17 protein-coding genes and 2 pseudogenes are annotated in these 17,309 nt (G+C 69.1%); 8 read left to right on the top strand and 11 right to left on the bottom strand.

The genetic code is table 11. The annotated features are described in order from the left end of the window. Positions 1-16: 16 nt before the first annotated feature. The 5 genes from QMG86_RS17340 to QMG86_RS17320 form a co-directional block, all read right to left on the bottom strand. Positions 17-778: a TIGR03943 family putative permease subunit gene (locus tag QMG86_RS17340; protein ID WP_281873319.1), complete on the bottom strand. Its 762-nt coding sequence runs from the start codon at positions 776-778 to the stop codon at positions 17-19. Further along, positions 775-1,776 carry a permease gene (locus QMG86_RS17335; protein ID WP_281873318.1) on the bottom strand — a complete coding sequence of 334 codons (1,002 nt, stop codon included), beginning with the start codon at positions 1,774-1,776 and terminating at the stop codon, positions 775-777. The genes QMG86_RS17340 and QMG86_RS17335 overlap by 4 nt, the downstream gene beginning before the upstream one ends. A gap of 61 nt (positions 1,777-1,837) precedes the next feature. Beyond that, on the bottom strand, positions 1,838-3,262 hold the full coding sequence (locus tag QMG86_RS17330) for an FAD-dependent monooxygenase (protein ID WP_281873317.1): 1,425 nt from the start codon (positions 3,260-3,262) through the stop codon (positions 1,838-1,840). A gap of 41 nt (positions 3,263-3,303) precedes the next feature. After that, positions 3,304-4,104 carry an SDR family NAD(P)-dependent oxidoreductase gene (locus tag QMG86_RS17325; RefSeq protein WP_281873316.1) on the bottom strand — a complete coding sequence of 267 codons (801 nt, stop codon included), beginning with the start codon at positions 4,102-4,104 and terminating at the stop codon, positions 3,304-3,306. Between the two features lie 74 nt (positions 4,105-4,178). Continuing rightward, entirely contained in the window at positions 4,179-4,811 is a 633-nt protein-coding gene (locus tag QMG86_RS17320) for a TetR/AcrR family transcriptional regulator (protein WP_281873315.1), read from the bottom strand. A 349-nt stretch (positions 4,812-5,160) separates the two neighbouring features. Between QMG86_RS17320 and QMG86_RS17315 the strand changes: the two are divergent. Both QMG86_RS17315 and QMG86_RS17310 read left to right on the top strand, forming a co-directional pair. Then, positions 5,161-5,321: pseudogene (locus QMG86_RS17315) on the top strand (cytochrome P450); the annotation flags it as partial. Positions 5,322-5,485: 164 nt separating this feature from the next. Then, positions 5,486-6,823, top strand: coding sequence for a lipase family protein (locus QMG86_RS17310; protein ID WP_281873314.1), 1,338 nt, complete (start codon positions 5,486-5,488; stop codon positions 6,821-6,823). 254 nt (positions 6,824-7,077) lie between these two features. Here the strand turns inward: QMG86_RS17310 and QMG86_RS17305 are convergent, their stop codons facing one another. Next, positions 7,078-8,043, bottom strand: coding sequence for a DMT family transporter (locus QMG86_RS17305; protein WP_281873313.1), 966 nt, complete (start codon positions 8,041-8,043; stop codon positions 7,078-7,080). Positions 8,044-8,324: 281 nt separating this feature from the next. Here QMG86_RS17305 and QMG86_RS17300 point away from each other — a divergent pair, with 281 nt between their 5' ends. The 6 genes from QMG86_RS17300 (at position 8,325) to QMG86_RS17275 (ending at position 14,419) form a co-directional block, all read left to right on the top strand. Further along, positions 8,325-8,891 carry an RNA polymerase sigma factor gene (locus QMG86_RS17300; protein ID WP_281873312.1) on the top strand — a complete coding sequence of 189 codons (567 nt, stop codon included), beginning with the start codon at positions 8,325-8,327 and terminating at the stop codon, positions 8,889-8,891. After that, on the top strand, positions 8,884-9,252 hold the full coding sequence (locus QMG86_RS17295; RefSeq protein WP_281873311.1) for a hypothetical protein: 369 nt from the start codon (positions 8,884-8,886) through the stop codon (positions 9,250-9,252). The genes QMG86_RS17300 and QMG86_RS17295 overlap by 8 nt, the downstream gene beginning before the upstream one ends. Before the next feature lie 407 nt (positions 9,253-9,659). Further along, the gene (locus tag QMG86_RS17290) at positions 9,660-11,510 is read left to right on the top strand and encodes an SCO2524 family protein (protein WP_281873310.1); all 1,851 of its coding nucleotides are present in this window, start codon (positions 9,660-9,662) and stop codon (positions 11,508-11,510) included. 7 nt (positions 11,511-11,517) lie between these two features. After that, the gene (locus tag QMG86_RS17285; protein ID WP_281873309.1) at positions 11,518-12,435 is read left to right on the top strand and encodes an SCO2523 family variant P-loop protein; all 918 of its coding nucleotides are present in this window, start codon (positions 11,518-11,520) and stop codon (positions 12,433-12,435) included. Further along, positions 12,436-13,446 (top strand): SCO2522 family protein, encoded by a 1,011-nt coding sequence (locus tag QMG86_RS17280; protein ID WP_281873308.1) that lies wholly within the window; start codon positions 12,436-12,438, stop codon positions 13,444-13,446. It abuts the gene before it with no gap. Between the two features lies 1 nt (position 13,447). Next, positions 13,448-14,419 (top strand): SCO2521 family protein, encoded by a 972-nt coding sequence (locus QMG86_RS17275; protein WP_281873307.1) that lies wholly within the window; start codon positions 13,448-13,450, stop codon positions 14,417-14,419. A 9-nt stretch (positions 14,420-14,428) separates the two neighbouring features. Here the strand turns inward: QMG86_RS17275 and QMG86_RS17270 are convergent, their stop codons facing one another. The 5 genes and pseudogenes from QMG86_RS17270 to QMG86_RS17250 form a co-directional block, all read right to left on the bottom strand. Continuing rightward, on the bottom strand, positions 14,429-15,250 hold the full coding sequence (locus QMG86_RS17270) for a hypothetical protein (protein WP_281873306.1): 822 nt from the start codon (positions 15,248-15,250) through the stop codon (positions 14,429-14,431). A gap of 1 nt (position 15,251) precedes the next feature. Further along, on the bottom strand, positions 15,252-15,728 hold the full coding sequence (locus QMG86_RS17265; RefSeq protein ID WP_281873305.1) for a GNAT family N-acetyltransferase: 477 nt from the start codon (positions 15,726-15,728) through the stop codon (positions 15,252-15,254). A gap of 228 nt (positions 15,729-15,956) precedes the next feature. Beyond that, complete coding sequence (locus QMG86_RS17260) at positions 15,957-16,610, bottom strand: TetR/AcrR family transcriptional regulator (protein WP_281873304.1); 654 nt, start codon at positions 16,608-16,610, stop codon at positions 15,957-15,959. Between the two features lie 249 nt (positions 16,611-16,859). Further along, positions 16,860-16,997 (bottom strand): annotated as a pseudogene (locus tag QMG86_RS17255) (hypothetical protein); the annotation flags it as partial. Positions 16,998-17,037: 40 nt separating this feature from the next. Next, positions 17,038-17,220, bottom strand: a complete 183-nt coding sequence (locus QMG86_RS17250) for a hypothetical protein (protein WP_281873303.1) — start codon at positions 17,218-17,220, stop codon at positions 17,038-17,040. Positions 17,221-17,309 lie beyond the last annotated feature (89 nt).

The raw sequence follows: 17,309 nt of genomic DNA, 5'->3' as shown, positions 1-17,309 counted from the left end.
CCTTGTCGCGGGCGCTTCATCGATCCTGTTCGTAGGTGTGTTCCGGCGCGGCCACCCTCTGATAGCCGGTGACGCGGAGGGTCGGTACGAGGTCGGGATCGTGTTGTGCGCTCCCCGGCTCGACGAAACCGCGGACCTCGAGCCACGCGTCGTCCTCGATCGTTTCGGTCATCCCGGCCAAGTGGACCTGCACGTATCGGGCATCGCCGACACAGCACGTGATGACTACTCGGGCGAGGTCGGCGTCGGGCGTGCCGGGTCGTTGCCGACCGGGATCGTCGGGCCGCATGACGAATCCGCTGACCAGCACCTCCCTGCCGTCCAGAGAGCGATCGGCGTCGAGCAGCGCCCGGTTCACCAGCTCGACGAGCCGCAGCGTCGGCACCGCGTCCGCGGGCAGCGGCGGAAACGACCGCTGCTCCGGTCCTGCGCTGGATGATTCGCGTGACACGACCTGGACCCGGCTGCTGGTCACCGCCGCTTGGGCGCCCAGGGCGGGCGGAGCGATGAGCAGCAGTGCGGCAGCCGGAAGCAACAGCAGCCACTGGACCCGGCCGCTGCCGTGCGCGTGGTCGTGCTCGTCGGCGGCCGCCGCTGCGCCGTGCCTGATGTCGCGCCCGATGGCCACTAGTCCCAGCAGGATGAATCCGACGCCGCTGACCACCAGGAACGGATACAGGCTCGGCTTCACATAGCGCAGGTACGAGCCGTCGAGCGCGGTCCACAAGACCGCGCCGCCGATCAACAGCAACAGCAGATTCTGCGTCTCCCGCCTCATCGAGCGCCTCCCAGCAGAACGTATCCGGCGATCGTGCCGCACAGCACGGCCACCACGAAAGTCAACGGAGCGAACCGCAGCGCGAACGAGCGCCCGAACGCGCCCGCTTGCATGGCGAACAACTTCACATCGACCGCCGGGCCCACCACCAGGAACACCAGTCGCGGCAGCAGCGGCAACGCCGACATGCTCGCCGCGACGAACGCGTCGGCCTCCGAGCAGAGCGCGAGCGCGATCGCCAGCACCGCCAGCACCACAACCGCCAAGACCATCCGACCGGCCAGGTGCTCGTACCAGGCGGGCGGAACCAGCACGTGCAGCGCGGCGGCGGTCGCGGCGCCGAGCACCAGAAACGCACTCGCCTGCAACAGGTCATGGCGAGCGGCTTCGGTGAAGACCTCCCAGCGGGTGCGGCCCACCGCGCAGTGGTCGTGCCTGCCGCCGGGTAGCAGCCACGCCGGCCGTCCGATCCTCGACCAGATCAGTCCCATCACCATCGCGGTGGCCAGCGAGCCGGTGAACCGCGCCGCGACCATACCCGGCTCGCCGGGGAACGCCACCGCGGTGGCGATCAGCACGACCGGGTTGATCGCGGGCGCGGACAACATGAAGGCCAGAGCCACCGAACCCGGCGCTCCCTGCTCGGTGAGCCGCCGCGCGACCGGCACCACCCCGCACTCACAGCCCGGCAGCGCCATACCGGCCAGGCCGGCCACTCCGATCGCGGCGGACTCGTTGCGCGGCAGCACCCTCCGCAGCATCGCGGGCGAGACGAACGCCGCGATCGCGCCGCTGACCAGGACCCCCAGCACCAAGAACGGCACCGCCTGCACGAACACGCCGGCGAAGACCGTCACCGCGGTCTGCCACCGCGCCGAGGACCCGACTACGCGGACCAGGGGAGCTTGCAGGCCCACCGCCAGGACGATCAGCGCGGCGAGCACGTAGGTCGAGGACACTCTCGTCCGTACCGAGTTCAGCGTATTCTGCGCGAGCACTCCTCCATCCTGGCAGCACGCGCCGCCGAAACGGATTGTGGTGCAGTGGTTTATGTCGCCATCAGACCAGGCCCGCGGTGACCGGTCCGGTGTCGTGGCTGCCGACCCAGGCCAGGTAGCCGTCGGGTCGCACCAGCGCCGCTGTCACCCCTGCCCACTCCGGTCGGTCGTGGATCGGAACCGCCCGCGCGAGCGGTAGCTCACCGACCGGCCCCAGGCCGCCGGCGATGTCGACCAGGACGTGGCGTGCGTCGGTGAGAGCCGTGAACAGCGACCGGCCGTCGTCGAGCGGCAGGTCCGGGGCGCGGTGACCGGTCAGGGCGTGCGCGCCGGGTGCGGCGGGGTAGGCCACCGACAGTCCGGACAGCTGCTCGGCGAGCGTGCGAGCGAATTCGGGTCGGTTGCCGATGAGGTCGGACAACAGGGTGCGCAACTGCCTGCCGTCCGACGAGAAGGAAGTCATCAGCGCCGCCTGGGCTTGGGTGCTGCGCAATGCCCGGGCGCCGACCGGGTGCCGCTCGGTGTGATAGGTGTCCAGCAAGCCTTCGGGTGCTCGCCCCGATACGGTGGCGGCGAGCTTCCAGCCGAGATTCATCGCGTCCGCGAGGCCGAGATTCATTCCGACCCCGCCCGCGGGCATGTGCTGGTGTGCCGCGTCACCGGCGAGCAATATCCGGTCGGCTCGGTAGCGTTCGGCTTGCCGCGAGGCGTTGCCGAAGCGGGACAACCACGTGGGGGAGTGCATCCCCCACTCGGTGCCCGCGATCGCCAGGGTCTTCGCCCGCAATTCGTCGAGGGTGAGTGCGCCGGGCCGATCGGTGCGCAGATCCTTGGGCGTGATACCGATCAGGCGATAACAGCCACCGGGCAGCCGCACAACCATGAGCAGGCCCGCCTCGGTCCATTCGCTCAGGACGGGCTGCGGTGGTGGGTCGGCGAGTTCCACATCGCCGAGCCAGCCCAGCATCGTGGATTCGGTTCCCGGATAGGCGATGCCCGCGGCCTGCCGTACCGTGCTGCGGACCCCGTCGCATCCCACGACCCATTCCGCTTCGATGGCGGCTCCCTCATCGAGGTGTACGACGACCGACTCGGTTCGCGCGGTCAATCCCGCGACGCGACGCCCGCGCCGGATGTCGGCTCCGGCCGAGCGAGCGTGCGTTTCCAGGAGTTGTTCGGTGCGCACTTGCGGAAGTGACAGCGTGAACTGGTACGGGGTGTCGAGCAGCCGGAAATCCAGCCGAGTGGCCAACGCGGCGAAGTGCCCGCTCGGAATCCGGCTGCCTTCGGCGAGAAATCGGTCGAGCAGCCCTCGCGACGCCAGCATTTCGAGAGTGCGAGGGTGGATCGCCAGCGCTTTCGAGTTCGGGTCCGGCTCGGCGCGCGCCTCCAGCACGAGCACGTCGACGCCGCCGAGGCGCAGTTCCGCCGCCAGCCACAATCCGACCGGACCCGCGCCGACCACGACGACCTGGTGATGACGCACACCCGACCTCCTTCTCGGAAGTCACCACATGGTGGTGAGAATCAGCTTTCGTGGTGGAATCGGCTGCCGAGATCGGTGCCGAGGCGTTCGGAGTCGAGGAAGCGATGTACGGGAGCGACCAACCTCGGGGCGATGGATCCGACCGTGGCGAGCAGTCGCGTTTCGATCGGGGCGACGACGATCTCATCGACGTTCTCCCGGATGGCGCGGACGACAGCGTCGGCGACCTGCTGCGGCGTGGCCGTTCGCATTCCGGGTGGAAGCCGACTGCCGCTCTCGGCGAACATCCCCGCGTCACGGACGAATCCCGGCTCGACGATGGACACGCCGATTCCGGCGTCGTGCAGATCGTGCCGCAGGCCGAGCGCGAAGCCCCGCAGGCCGAATTTCGTGGCGTTGTAGAGGCTCACGCGCGGTGCGGGCAGCAGGCCCGCGACCGAGCCCATGAAGACGATGTGCCCCTTTCCGCGGGTGGTCGTCTGCACGGCGAACTGACGGGCGAGCAGCATCGGCGCGCGCAAGTTGACCTCGAGGACACGGTCGATGTCGGCTGCGGAGAAGTCGAGAAGATGCCCGCCTGCCGGTAGACCGGCGTTGGCGATGAGCACGTCCACCGGCCCGGCCTGGTCGAGCAGGCGCGAGAGGTCCTCGTGTTGCGACAGATCCGCGGGAATCACCGTGGCGTCGAGCTCGGCGGCGAGCGCGCACAGGGTGTCGGCGCGACGGCCGGTCAGCACCAGAGCCGCACCGCGGGAGGCGAGTTCACGCGCCACCGCGTGACCGAGACCGCCGGTGGCGCCGGTCAGCAGCACTCTGGCGGACGCCAGATCCACTGGGGACATGATCGGGTCCTTTCGTATCGTCGGCGATCGAGGTGGCAGGGCATCGTCGCCCCGGCGGCCGCGCTGCGCCCGGTTCAATGGGTGGAAGCGGCTCCATAGGCGCGGAGAAAGGCACGGACGCCTGAGGTCACGTCGGCTTCGACGACACCGGGCTCGGCAGTTACGGCGCCCCAGAAGGTTCGGTCGTTGGCCTCGCCCGCGGCGAGCAGGACGAAGTGGACGGCCGCGCGCTGGGGATCATCGAGGTGAAGCACGCCCCGCGCGGCCAGCTGGGCGAATTTCTCGGCCAGCGCGGCATGTACCGCGCGCGGGCCGGAGTCGAGCCACACGTCGAGGACCGCGCCGGGAATGTGATCGGCCTCGGCGCGGATCTGGCGGACAAGGGCGAAGTGGTGCTCGTCGCCACCGACGACAAACGCCCGGCCCAGGGCGATCAAATCGGCCTCGAGGTCCACCATCTCGCCGAGGTGGTGTTCGATCGCAGCGCATCGACTGGCGCGCGCGTGCGCCGCGCTGTCGACCATCACCGCGGTGAACAGCTGTTTCTTATCAGCGAAGTGCTTGTAGATGGTTCGCGTCGAAACCGCGGATTCGCGTGCGATGGCATCGACAGAGGCGCGGGCATAGCCGTCGCGGCAGAACACCGCGCGGGCTCCTCGCAAGATGGAAGCGCGCTTGTCCGAACGCAACCGGCGGTGCACCGCCACGTCCCGGGTCGTCACGATCGGTCGGCCGAGTCGCCCGGATGCGCTGCCGCGTCGCCCGGTTCGCGTCGTGGGATCGGTACTTCGGGGAGGACCATCCGGCATTCCTCCTGCATGTGTGCGGTGCCGCGAAGCGGCGACCAGGCTGCCACGAGAAGAGTACAACGATCACTTTACCCGGTGAGCCGACGCGCCGCCAGGCCGCTGACCGGCGAGAAGCTTTGCGCGACAATTACTCCCGATTCCGTGAGCAGCGAGTTCGCGATGCGCACCGACTTGCCGGGGTGTACGCGGCGGTCAGGTTCCCACCGGGGTCGGGGTATGCCCGCCGGTGATGCCGTGGGCGCCGCGGCAGTGTGTGGGGCAGCGGATCGCCCGGGCGGAATCGCCAATCGTCGGCCGGGCGCTGGTGCGGCGAATTCCCGTCCTGCGCTTGGCGATTCCTTCGAAGAAGTGCAGCTCGAGCACGACCGGGTGGCCTACGGGTTGTACGAGCTGCCGGCGAGCTGGTAGGTCGGCGCGCTGAGCGAAAATCTGACACCAACTGGATTCATAGGCGTAGTAATCGTGTTACTCTACGGTGGGCCTGCGGTTGTGACATGTCTCATGTCCAGCGGCTATCGCGGCTGAGGTCACTCCGGCGACGGTGCCGGGTGGAATTCACGGAGAGTTGATCGATGTATCGACAGCATGGGCGTTCTCGGGCGGCGTTGCGGCGCTGGGCCGCTCCGGTGGCGGTGGCGGTGGCCGCGGTGTGCGTCGCCGTGGTGACCGGGGTGGGGATGGACACGCGCGAGGCCGCGGCCGCCCCGGTGGGCGATTTCTACGTCCCGCCCGCGCAGATCCCGCCGGAACCGGGCGCGATCATCAAGACCGCGCCGATGGCGCTGTTCGCGACGCTGCCCACGGACAAGGGATGGCCGGGCAAGGCGCAGCACGTCATGTACACCTCGCGGCTGCAGGACGGGTCGCCGGTCGCGGTGTCCGGAACTTTCATCGACGCCACCGGTCCCTGGCAGGGGCCGGGGCCGCGCCCGACGGTGGTCATCGGCCCGGGCACCTCCGGCCAGGGCGACCGCTGCGCGATGTCGGTGGCCTTCTCCACTGGGGTCACGGTGTTCACCGACCCCTCGCCGGGCCTGTCGGCCAATCAGGAACTGCCCGCCTCGGTGGTGTGGAGCGGTCTGGGCGCACGGGTGCTGGTGACCGATTACATCGGTCTGGGCACACCGGGAATCCACACCTACGCCAACCGGATCGAGTCGGCGCATGCCGTCCTCGACGGCGCCCGCGCGGCCAACAACCTCGCTGGAGTCGGTCCCGAGACACCGCTGGTGTTGTGGGGTTATTCCCAAGGCGGCGGGGCCACCGCGGCCGCGGCGGAGCTGCAACCGGAGTACGCGCCCGAACTCGCCCTGAAAGGGACCTGGGCCGGCGGGCCGGTCGCGGACCTGGCCGCGATCCTCGAGCGCATCGACGGCTCGCTCATCAGTGGCGCCATCGGATTCGCGATCAACGGTCTGCTCGCCCGCTATCCCGAACTGCAGAAGGCCGTCGACCGGGTGACCAGCCCCGCTGGGCGCGCGATGCTGGAGACGCTCAGCGACGAATGCATCGGCGACATCATCACCCGGCACGCCTTCATGAGGACCGGCGCGATGACCAACGACGGCCGTTCGCTGACCGAGCATCTGGCCGCGATTCCCGAAGCCGCTCCCGTTCTGGCCGAGATGCGCGTCGGCAACCGCACTCCGGTGACGCCGGTGCTGATCACCAGTGGCCTGAACGACGACACCGTCCCCTACGGCCAGGCGCGCCGGCTCGCCGAGGATTGGTGCGCGAAGGGCGCTACGGTCACCTTCCGCACCAACGACCTGCCGCCGATCCTGCCGGGCGCCACCGTTCCGAACCATTTCGGACCCGAGATGATCGACGGATTCGGTCCCGACAACGCGATCACCTATCTGCTGGATCGCCTCGCCGGAAAGCCTGTCTCCGGCTGCACCATCGACTGAATATCGTTCTGCCCACGCCCAGCGGAGCCGTCATTCGACAGCTGTCGAATGACGGCGGGTTCACCTCCTGAACCGGCTGCACGCGTCCGCCCGGCCGCAGCGCGACCGTGACCGCAGGGAACCTGATGTTGCATGCCGAGCCCGCGCCCGTGACGAGCCGGTCGCGGGCTCGCCCGAAGGGGCAAGGGCACTGTGATCGCGGCCGGTCACCAGCGCGGCCGTCGGCCGTGAAAGGCGGACGAATAAGCGGGCTTTCACATGGCGTGGCCCCGAAGGACGCTCAGCCGTTTCCGGACGGTGACGACGATCCGGCGCCGCGCGGAGCCGGATGTGGATGCCGCGTAGGCGCAGGCGAGGATCAGGGCGCAGCCGAGCAGCTGCGGCATCGTGGGGTGTTCGCCGAGGACGACAGCGGCCAGGCCGATCGCGCCGACGGGGGTCAGCAGCAGCATGGCCGCGCTCGCCGTGCTGCTCAGCTGCGAGGTGGCCAGGGCGATCAAGAGCCAGCCACCGATCTGCCCGCACACCGCGGTCAGGGCCAGCCAACCCAGCGGCCCCCAGCCAGGCGTGTAGGTGACGCCCGGCCACACTGCCCCGACGACGGCCGCGGAGGCGAGCACGACCCGGTAGGACTGCGCCACCTGTCCGCCGTGCCCACCGCGCCGCAGGAGGAAGAGGAACGCCGAATAGCACAAGGCGGCGAGGAGGGCGTGGGCCGTGCCCCAGGCTGGGGCGCTGCCGGTGGCTCCGGTCTCGAAGAGGCCACCGGTGAGCAGAATGCCCGCCGCCATGAACGGCAGCACGACGAGGAACGCGCGCGGGACCGGCTCGCGGTCGATGAGTAAGGCCAGCACGGGAACGATGACGACCTGCGCGTTCACCAGCACCGCGGTCAACCCGGCGCCGACCTCGGCGATCGCTTGCGTCCACAGCAGCGCGTCGGCGGCGAACAGTACCCCGGCGACCGCCGCGATCGCACCGCGCCGCCAGGGCAGCGCCCCTTCTGTGGCACGTTCCGCGCGGGCGAGCGGCCACAGCAACGGCAGCGCGAGCAGACATCGGAACAACGTGGCGGTGGCCGGCGAGGCGCCGGACAAGCCGATGAAGATCCCTGATGTGGCGACGCCGAGCGCACCGACGGCCATCGCCGACCGAGGCCGAGCCCGAGCCGCGCGCGACACCGCGCCGAGCACTTGTCGCCGTTCGGCGATATCGACCATCGCTCGACGCTACAACCGGAGAATCGAAGGGAACATCCGAATATTTCGCGCCGGGGGAGTGCCGAGCCGAGGACCGGTTCGGGGAGCGCTGCTTCGAGCCCGGCGCGGTGTGCTGAGATTCGGTGTGAATCCTTTGACGACGTCCGGTCCTCTCATAGTTGTGCCGGCAACCGGGCCGGCACGGATCGAGGAGGTTGTCGTGATCGTTGCCGCCATCGCCGTCGCCGTTCTGCTGGTCGGCTGGTGTAGCGTCACCCTGTTCCGCCGCTGGAGCCGTTCCCGTGACTGACCGCGTCTGGCCTGACGAGCAATTGGTCACCGCCGCCCGAGAGGGCGACGTCGCGGCCATCACCGCACTGGTGTCGGGTTCCTACCCGCATGTTCGCCGGTTCGCCCACACCCTGTGCGCGTCCGCCGAAGACGCGGAGGACGCCGCGCAGGAGGCGCTGATCATCCTCTACCGCAAGATCGGGACGTTGCGGGCCTCCGGCGCGCTGGCGTCGTGGATGTTCCGCATCGTCCGCAACGAGTGCCTGCGGCAGTGGCGCATGGTGACCCGGAACTTCCAACCGATCCCGGATTCCGCCGTGGCGTCCGCCGAGGAGGAGGCCGTGCGGCGGCTCGAAGCGCGCCGGGTGGCGGCGGTGATCGCCGCCCTGCCCGCCGACCAGCGGCAGGTGCTGATCATGCGCGACGTCCAGGGATACAGCGGCCGGATGGTCGCGCACATGCTCGGCTCGAGCGTCGCGGCGATGAAATCACGTCTGCACCGCGCCCGAGCGGCGGTCCAGCACGAGCTGCGGAATACACCGCAGCCGACTCCGGAAAGGAGCGAGGTACATGACTGACGAGCGAAGTTTCGCCAGCGCCTCGGTGCCACGGCACCTGGCCCGCGGCGTCATCGGATTCGGCGCGCTGATCGGCGCCATCGCGTTGATGCCGGTCGTCGGGGCGTTCAGCTTGCTGCTCGCACCGGTCGGATTCCTCGCCTTGCGCGGATGCCCGACCTGCTGGCTGATCGGACTGATGCAGACCGTCTCGCGGGGCCGCCTGCAGCGGTCGTGCGCCGACGGTCAGTGCCGATTGACCACAGCTGGACACGGCGGGGCCGAGCACGGGAGAGACGATCGGGCGCCTGCCGCGTTCGGCTCTCTGTCCTCCGATCATGTGGCAGAGTTCGCCTCGCGGCGCTTCTCGCGGCAGGACTGACGCAGCCGTCGCCCTCCGAGTCCGAGCGCACGTCATTTCGGGGTGCGCTCGGATTTCGCCGGCGGCCGCGTGACTGCCCGAATTGCTCCGACGACGCCACCGGCTCGAGTGCGCGGATCTTCGGTTCGCTCAGGCCGACGCGTGAACAGTTCTGTAGCCGCGCACAGAGCATCCTGAGCGACGCTTCGCGAATACGGTCGGCCCCGCCGCAGTTCCGTGCGCCGCATCGCAGTCACCGCCGAGGCGGCACCTCGTCTTCGAATTGCGGAAGCGCCTGCGCGGCCGGATATCTCGTAGCAAACGCCGCGTCGTAAACGGTGCTTGGCTAAGTGATCCTTCCCGGGGCACACTCTAAGTAACGACGTCCGGCGCAGCCGGTCGAACGCGGGGGCGAGGTCCGACAGCACATGAGGATTCGGCCGAGGCAGCAGCTGCTCGAGCTGTGGCGAGCGGTGCTCGCCTGTTCCTACCCGGACGGAAAGTGGGTCTGGGGCGGACGCGACGGCGCCAATTCCATCAGTGACGCCGAACAACTGCTGTGCTTGCTGTATCCGGCGACCGAGATCGAAGCGTTCGCGCTGGACCAACCGAACGACATGAGTTCCGACGTCAAGGCCGCGCTCGCCCCGTTCGGCGAGGAGACCCGCATCGGCGGTGTGCTGGTCGATCTGGTGGAGGACTACCTGCGCCGCTACACCGGACCCGACGGCGAACCGATCTTCGCCAGCGGCTCCTATCTCCGCTGCGGCGACGGCAGCCCGCTCAGCGCGGCGCAATCGGCGGTGGAGGTGGTCGACTCCTACTCGATGTCGCTGAGCCTGTGCATCGCGGCGCTGCGGTTCCTGCGCGGATTCCTGCGATTCGTCAGCGGCGAGGTCCGCCGGGAGGCCCGGCAACTGCGCGAGCGGATTCCGGTGGTGATCGAGCAGATCAGCGCGCGGCTCACCGCCGCCATGGCGGGCTTGGTCCGCAGTTTCGTCATCCACACCCCGGAGCCGCACACCGAGTTCGGGCAGTCGATCGTCTACATGCTCAACCAGACCCGTACGTCGCCGGACGAGATCATCGAACGGCTGTCCACGCAGCTGGAACGCCTGCGGGTGCAGGCGGCCAACGAGGTCAGGCTCAGCCAGACCACCGAGATCGATATCGCCGACGACGGACGGCTGTTCGAATGCGGATGGAGCTGGGGCATCGTGCGCAGCGCCGAACCCATCGACCTGGTGCCCGGGAGAACCAGCAGCGTGGCCGGGCACGCCGAATCCCGTCCCTACCTGTACTTCACCGCCGTCGCCCTGGACGGCATCCTCGACCTGTCCTCGCAGCGTATCCGGGAACTCGATCTGCTCACCGACGAGCAGCGCGTCCTCGCCGACGCGCTGCAACTGCGTTTGGAGCTGACGCGCAACTACTGGTCGAGGGTCGCCCGCTTCGGCAGTGGCCGCTGGCCGCTGGAGGACATCCCGTGGCGCACCGCGGACGGCGAGGAATCGGAGTACTTCAGTCTCGTGATCACCGCGATGCTCATCCAGGACCTGGTCTACCGGGACAGCACCGAGGATCTGGCGCGCACGGTTGCCGTGCTCGACCAGCTCGGCCGCCGCGGGCGCATCACCAGCCGGTTCACCGTCGATGATCCGGCCGCGCCGCTGCACTATCCGGGCGTGCGGCTGGGCTTGACGGGCAGCGAGGAGGTCGCCGAAGGAGTGCAACTGGTCTGGTACGTCCCGGATTTCGCGACTCTGCTGCTCAAACGCTGCCTGCAAGCCGCACGCCTGCGCACCGACGTGGACACCCGTGACCAGCTGATGGCGCTGGCCGAAGCCGCGATGGACCACCTCGACCAGCGCGTGCTGCGAGACGGGCCGGTGGTGGGGCTGTGGGACGACATCGGCCGGGTGGTCGGCACGGCGGACGATTTGCCGGAAGGGCCGTCCTGGTTTGTCACCGAGCGCGTGATGGAGTGCCTGGTCATCGCGTACAGCACGTTCGAGCAACCCCCGCTGGCGCCCCAGGCGATGGTCGCCCGCGCGGTGGATCTGCTCAGCGAGGCCGAGCATCTGCTCAATCAGGAGGAACTGGAGGTCGAAGGCCAGGATCTGTCGCCGAAACAGGCCGCGGTGAACCGGATCCGGCAATCGCTGGACCGGGCCCGGCGCGTGCTGCGCGATCGCCCCGGCACCGCGTACAGCCTGGCCACACAGGCGTTGGTCCAGCTCGACGAACTGGCGTACGCCCGCCGGGACGCGACACGGTAGGGGCGGCATGGTGCTGGTGTTCTCCACCTCCGACAAGGGCGGCACCGGGCGGTCGGTGACCAGTTGCAACATCGCCTACCGGCTGTGCCGCTCCGGTCTCAACGTCGCCTACGCCGACTTCGACCTCGGCTCGCCCACCGCCGGTGCGCTGTTCGAGATCAGCTCGACCGAACGCGGCGTGCCGCGCGGCGGCGTGCATTCCTACCTGCTCGGAGAGAGCGGAACCGTGGCCCGCGTCGACGTGGGCGCGGCCACCGATCGGCCGGAACTGCGGCGCATCGGCCCGAATTCGGGCCGGCTGGTGCTGCTGCCCGGAGACGAGGGCGGCGCCGAGTTCCTCACCGACGACGACGCGGTGGTGCAGCGGTGCGCCGAACTGCTGGTGGCGCTGGATCAGGAATTCCGCGTCGTGATCGTGGATCTCAGCGCGGGACGCTCCGCGGCGCTGCAGATCGCGCTGCAGGCCACCGCCCTGCCGCAGTTGCGCGAGCGCACCGCGCGCTGGCTGATCTTCCACCGCTGGACTCGCCAGCACATCCTGGCCGCCGCCGGCCTGGTGTACGGCTCGCACGGATTGCTGAAGGCCGGCGCCGAATGCGGACACGACCCGGAGGAGTTGCTCGGCTCGGTGCGTTACGTGCGTACCGCGGTGCCCGACGCCAACTGGGACGGAGTCGCCCAGCGCCCGGCGCAGGCGGCGTGGCTGCAAGAACAGGACACCGCGTTGCGGCGGCTGGCGACCGCCAAACGGCTCGGCACCACGGCGGTCCTGGGCTCGACCCCGATCGAGCCGGTGTTGCAGCGGCGCGAGCAGCTCATCCTCGACGCCGACGTCAACGCACAGATCGCCAACGAGGGCACCGCCCTGGCCTATGCCGAACTGGCTCGCCGGCTGATCGACATCGCCACGTGGGAGAGGCTGTAGATGCGGGATACACAGGGCTACAGCGAGGCGACCGAGGAGCCCCGAATCGCTTCCATCCCGTTGTCGCACTTGTCGATCGAGGTCGGGCATTTCTATCCCAACGACATCACCTCCGATATCGAGCGGGTCGGCGCGGAGTTCCGCCGCATCGTCCCGCTGGTCGCGGCCTTCGTCGAGTCGGCCAAGGTGCAGTACGGTCCGAACGCCAGGGTGAGCACCTGCTACCTGATCGACGACTACTTCCAGCCCGACACCGACCCCTCCGCCATCCTCGCCAAACTGCTGGCCGCCGCGGAGGAGTCCGGGCTGGTCATCGACTATCTGGCGCGCGAGTCCGGTTGCTGGCGCGCCGCCAGGTTCGTCGACGGTGTGGCGTTCGGTGAGCCGATCCCGGTGGCGGAGCTGGTGGCCGCGCGCATCGTCGCCGAGCCCGCGCCGCCGAGCACCGGCCGCAGGCCGCCGACCGCGGAATCGGGGTGGTTGTGCAACGGCCGCCGGTCGTCGGAGGACGAACGCGGCCAAGCCATGCGCCAGCGCAGTTATCAGCCGCCGGAGGAGTTCGGCCGCCGGGAGCACTCGATCTTTCTCGACGTGGAATTGTGGAGCAAGCACGTCGTCGACGGGGTGACCGTGACGAGGTGGTCGTGCCCCTTCCTGGCCGCCGTCTGGCATCTGCTGCGACTCGGCATGCTGCGCTATCACGGTGAGGCCGTGGTGGATCCGCAACCATGGCACCGCGAAGACCGCACGCCGCGCCGCTGGCACGACATCCCGCCGGTGGTGCAGCTCAACCCGGCCGCGGCGCCCTTCGCCGCCTACAAGACCCTGTCGATGCTGCCCAAGCGATACATCGGTATCGAGCACGCCGTGCGGCTGGTGCTCGACCACCTCGATCTCGACGACGACGTGCTCGAGCAGATCATCGGCCGCGGCGCCGAGGAGGTTCCGCCGGTGCCGGTGCCGCGCCAGGTCAGCGAACGGCTCTCCCACCTGCTGCTCGACGGGACCTGATATGGCCGCGACCACGCCTCTGGCCGTCCTCGGTGAGGTGCGCACCTGCCTGCTGCCGTCGGCGACCGCGCTGACCGGCGCGGAGGCCTGCGATTTGCTGGCGCTGATGCCCGGCTGCACGGTGCGGTGGCGGGAGCGGCCGGGCACGCTGGCGGTGTCGCCGACCACCGCGGTGGGCGTCGACTGCGACCTGTCGTTGGGCGAGCGGACCGCGCACATCGTCGGCACGGTGGCGACCAGTGCCGTCCTCTGCGGTGGACGCGTGCTGCAGTCCACCGCGCGTACTCAGGTGATCCGTGCGGGCAGTCGGCGCAGACAGACCTGGTCGCACTACCTCAGCCGGAAGGGCGTGACGGAGGTGATCAGCCGCATTCCCGAAAGGGCCACCGCCGCCGAGGCTTTGGCCGAGGGGTATCTCACCGGGCCGGTCGGCGACGACACGCTGGACCTGGCCTCCATCAGTGAACGCCTGCTGGCTCGACTGCGCGCCGACACCAGGCTGGACCAGAAGCCGCCGGTGCGAGCCGGGACCACCCGGCTGCGCTGGACCGCGCGGATCGGGGGAAGCGCCGGTCCCGCCGCCGCGCTGTACCTCGACGACGCCGCTCTCCGCACGGTCCGGATGATCGTCCGCGACGAAGCGGATCTGGATGCGGCGCAACGGTTCTGCGAGGACTTGGCCGCGCACGATTGGTTGCTGACCGTGGTCGCCGACGCGCTGGCCGAGGCCGACCGCTTCCCGTCGCACAGCCGGGAACGCACCGACCTGCTGGCTCCGGTGCTGGAAGACCTCACCGGGCTGTGGATGCCGGGAGCCCACACTCCGGCATCGATGCGCGCGTTGTGGCGGGATCTGCAGGTCGATCCCGGGTTGTCCCGCCAGTGGAGCGCCCTGGTCGCACGGCTGCGGGATCGCATCGCGGTCGCGACCCTGCACGCGTTGCAGCACAAAGCTTTCGACACCGAGTGGTAGCGGCCGAGGCTACATCCGGAACCATTTGCGCACCAGCAGCGCGAAGAACACCGACATCGACACGGTGCCCATCCACGCTTCCGCCGCGAACAGCGGCCGGGCGGCCGGGCGCAGACTCTCGGTGTCACCGGGCCCCAGCGGATTGATGAAGGCGGTCACGCAGGTGTAGACGGTGGCGGCCGGGGAGGGATCGCCGCTCCAGATCAAAGCGGCGGTCGTGAACAGCAGCAACTGCACGCCCACCCAGCCGAGCAGCCACGACGGCCGGTAACCGTGGCCGCACAGCACGTAGGACAGTTGTCCCGTCCAGCGCCGCGGGCCGGACGGCAGCGCGAGAGTGCGGGCACGGGCCAAGCGCAGACCGCAGCGGTCCTGAGCCTCGTCGTCCTCGTTCATCCGATACAGCGCGGCGCCTCTCCGGTAGGCCAGCGCCGCGTGCGCGGGCAACCCCGCCGCCCAGAGCTGCGCGCCCAACTGCTCGTATTCCTCGGCCAGCATGGTGTTCTGCCTGCTGCTCAGCCGCAGCGGACCACGGAATTCGATCTCGGCCGCCAGCAGTGCCGCCGGGATCGCGCTCGGCACCCGCCAGCCCGCTTCGTCGGGCGCCGGTTGCCGTGCGGCGGTGTAGAGGTGCCGGAAGACCAGGGAGTCGGAGTGCCGCCGGGTACTGGGTGGGTCGTAGTCGGCCAGGATGGCCTCGACATGGGCGGTGAACTGCTCGAGTTCTTCTTGCTCGGAACGGCCGCCCCGATCGATCTCGGCGGTGTATTCGTCTGCGCGCCTGGTGATCCGGGTCGAGACGGATGCGACGAAGGGTGAGAGCTCCCCCATGTCACGAGTCTAGCGGGCGGCTCCTCAGCCGGTATTCGAAAACGTCCCGCGGCTCCCCAGGGCCGAAGTACCTGTCGTCGTGCTCGACGAATTCGAATCCCGCTCGTTTGAACAGGTTGCTCGCGTGCTGATTGTCCGGCCGCACGGTCAGGTACACCACTTCGGCTCCCACCTCCCGGCAGGTCTGCAACGTGCGGCTCAGCAGGCCGCGCCCATATCCTCCGCCCTGGTACCGCTTGGCCACCGCGAAGGTGAACAGCAGTGCCCGGCCCTTCTTCTCCAAGGTGAGCGCGTACCCGATCACCGTCCCGCCCAGCTCCGCGACCAGCCATTCGGATCCGTGCAGGTCGAACAGCTGGCGCAGCATCAGATACAGGTACGGCTCGGCGAACACCTCGGCCTCGATGGCCGCGATGTCGTCGAGATCGGCGAAGCAGGCCTGCCGGTATTCCGGCTGAGGCGCTTTGGCGATGTTCATCCGCTCCCTATTGCCAGGGCATAAGCCGTCCGATTCCAGCTTAAACGTCATTCACCGAGCGGGGTCAGTGTAGAACCAGCGGAATCGATCCCCGGCGCAGTGGGTCGTCACGTGTCGCGTCCGGGCCGGACGAACCGGGCAGCGATGGCGCGAGGCGGGCGGCCGGTCGGGTTCGCTCGCCGCGACGCCGGTTACTACGGCGGGAAGCGCAATGCGCCGTTGTCGCTGTCAGCTGCGGGCGAAACCACGTGCGCAGAAATTCCATACTTCGGACCCGGTGATCGGATGCTGCGGCTCCTCGTCGAACGCTCCCGCGGACTGCGCGGTGCACATGACGGTCTGGATGACCATGGCCGCCGTCCGGCGCGAGTCGACCTCGGGGCGCAGTTGGCCTGCCTCCCCGGCCGCGTCCATGAGCTCGGTAAACAGTGCCAGCATCGGCGCGTGCGCGACCCTCACATCGTCGGGATGCGAGATCAGCAGCTGCGATGTGAAATCGGTGAACAACGGCCGCTGCGCGGAAGGGTCCGGCCGGCACAGCTCGAACAGCAGCTCGACGGCCACCTGGAGCTTGTCCAGCGGGTCGGTCCGCCCGTCGGCGGCGGCGCGCAGCTGTTCGGACGTGCGGCTCAGGGCGTCCTCGAAAAGGGCGAGCAGCAGCTCGTGCTTGCCGTCGAACTGCAAGTAGAAGCTGCGCAGCGATTGTCGTGAGCGGTCCACGACCTCCTGCACCGTGAAGTCCGTACTGCCCTTCTCGGTGATGATCGCCTGGGCGGCGTCCAGGAACCGCTGCACACGCTCCTCGGCGCGCAGCTTTGCGGTGCGTAGCGAGCGCTCGACGGCGCGCTGCTTCCATGCCGGATTCTCGCCCAGGCTGGTCACGGGCGCCTCGGTCCTCGGTCATATGAAGAGAACATGAATGCACTGTACCGGAGAACGGCGTGCTCCCCCCGGGTGCTCGAGGAGCTTGTTCGCGCCAAGCGGAACTCTCCTTTCCGATGCCAAGAACAATCCCCTCGGCGTCCGTAAGAGGCCGCGCCGGTAGATCACCTGCCGTTGTGTTGCCGATCTACGGAGACGGTCGTTCATCGCCACAGTCGCTGACAAGGCATGGGCTGCAACGCTTCCCGCATAGGTGTAGACGCCGCCGGAGCCCACCGTGCCGCGCAGGTCGGCGATGACATGGGCGTAACCGCGCGGCGCCCGGAAGTCGCTGGCGCAGGCCTCGATGACGGCCGCGGGGGCGCCCAGGTCCTGGAGTTGGCGGGGTGAGCGGTCGGCGAGGTGCCGTGATTGGAGCCGCCGCCGATCAGGCGTTCGCCGGGAGATCCTCGCCCAGGGCGCCGGTGAGGTAGTGCTGCAGAGTCGGCGCGATCAGGCGGACGACCTGCTCCGAGGGGATGTCGGCACCGAAGGCTTCCGGCGGCTCCAGCGCCGCCTTCAGCAGTCCCGACTTGTTGGTGAAGTAGTAATTCACCAGGGTGGGATCCACATCGGCGGCTTATGCGACGGACCGCAACGAAGTCCCGTTGTGGAGGGGCGGCATCGCACTACTGGGGACAGTCGGCGAGCTGGGCCACA

The organism is Nocardia sputorum (assembly GCF_027924405.1).
Classification (GTDB): domain Bacteria; phylum Actinomycetota; class Actinomycetes; order Mycobacteriales; family Mycobacteriaceae; genus Nocardia; species Nocardia sputorum.
This window is presented reverse-complemented; position numbering and strand designations above follow the sequence as displayed.

Coding starts and splice junctions, on each gene's coding strand:
- QMG86_RS17285 (WP_281873309.1), top strand. CDS start 11,518: ATGGTGCTGGTGTTCTCCACCTCCGACAAGGGCGGCACCGGGCGGTCG.
- QMG86_RS17325 (WP_281873316.1), bottom strand. CDS start 4,104: ATGTCCCCAGTGGATCTGGCGTCCGCCAGAGTGCTGCTGACCGGCGCC.
- QMG86_RS17310 (WP_281873314.1), top strand. CDS start 5,486: ATGTATCGACAGCATGGGCGTTCTCGGGCGGCGTTGCGGCGCTGGGCC.
- QMG86_RS17305 (WP_281873313.1), bottom strand. CDS start 8,043: ATGGTCGATATCGCCGAACGGCGACAAGTGCTCGGCGCGGTGTCGCGC.
- QMG86_RS17265 (WP_281873305.1), bottom strand. CDS start 15,728: ATGAACATCGCCAAAGCGCCTCAGCCGGAATACCGGCAGGCCTGCTTC.
- QMG86_RS17280 (WP_281873308.1), top strand. CDS start 12,436: ATGCGGGATACACAGGGCTACAGCGAGGCGACCGAGGAGCCCCGAATC.
- QMG86_RS17340 (WP_281873319.1), bottom strand. CDS start 778: ATGAGGCGGGAGACGCAGAATCTGCTGTTGCTGTTGATCGGCGGCGCG.
- QMG86_RS17270 (WP_281873306.1), bottom strand. CDS start 15,250: ATGGGGGAGCTCTCACCCTTCGTCGCATCCGTCTCGACCCGGATCACC.
- QMG86_RS17275 (WP_281873307.1), top strand. CDS start 13,448: ATGGCCGCGACCACGCCTCTGGCCGTCCTCGGTGAGGTGCGCACCTGC.
- QMG86_RS17295 (WP_281873311.1), top strand. CDS start 8,884: ATGACTGACGAGCGAAGTTTCGCCAGCGCCTCGGTGCCACGGCACCTG.
- QMG86_RS17290 (WP_281873310.1), top strand. CDS start 9,660: ATGAGGATTCGGCCGAGGCAGCAGCTGCTCGAGCTGTGGCGAGCGGTG.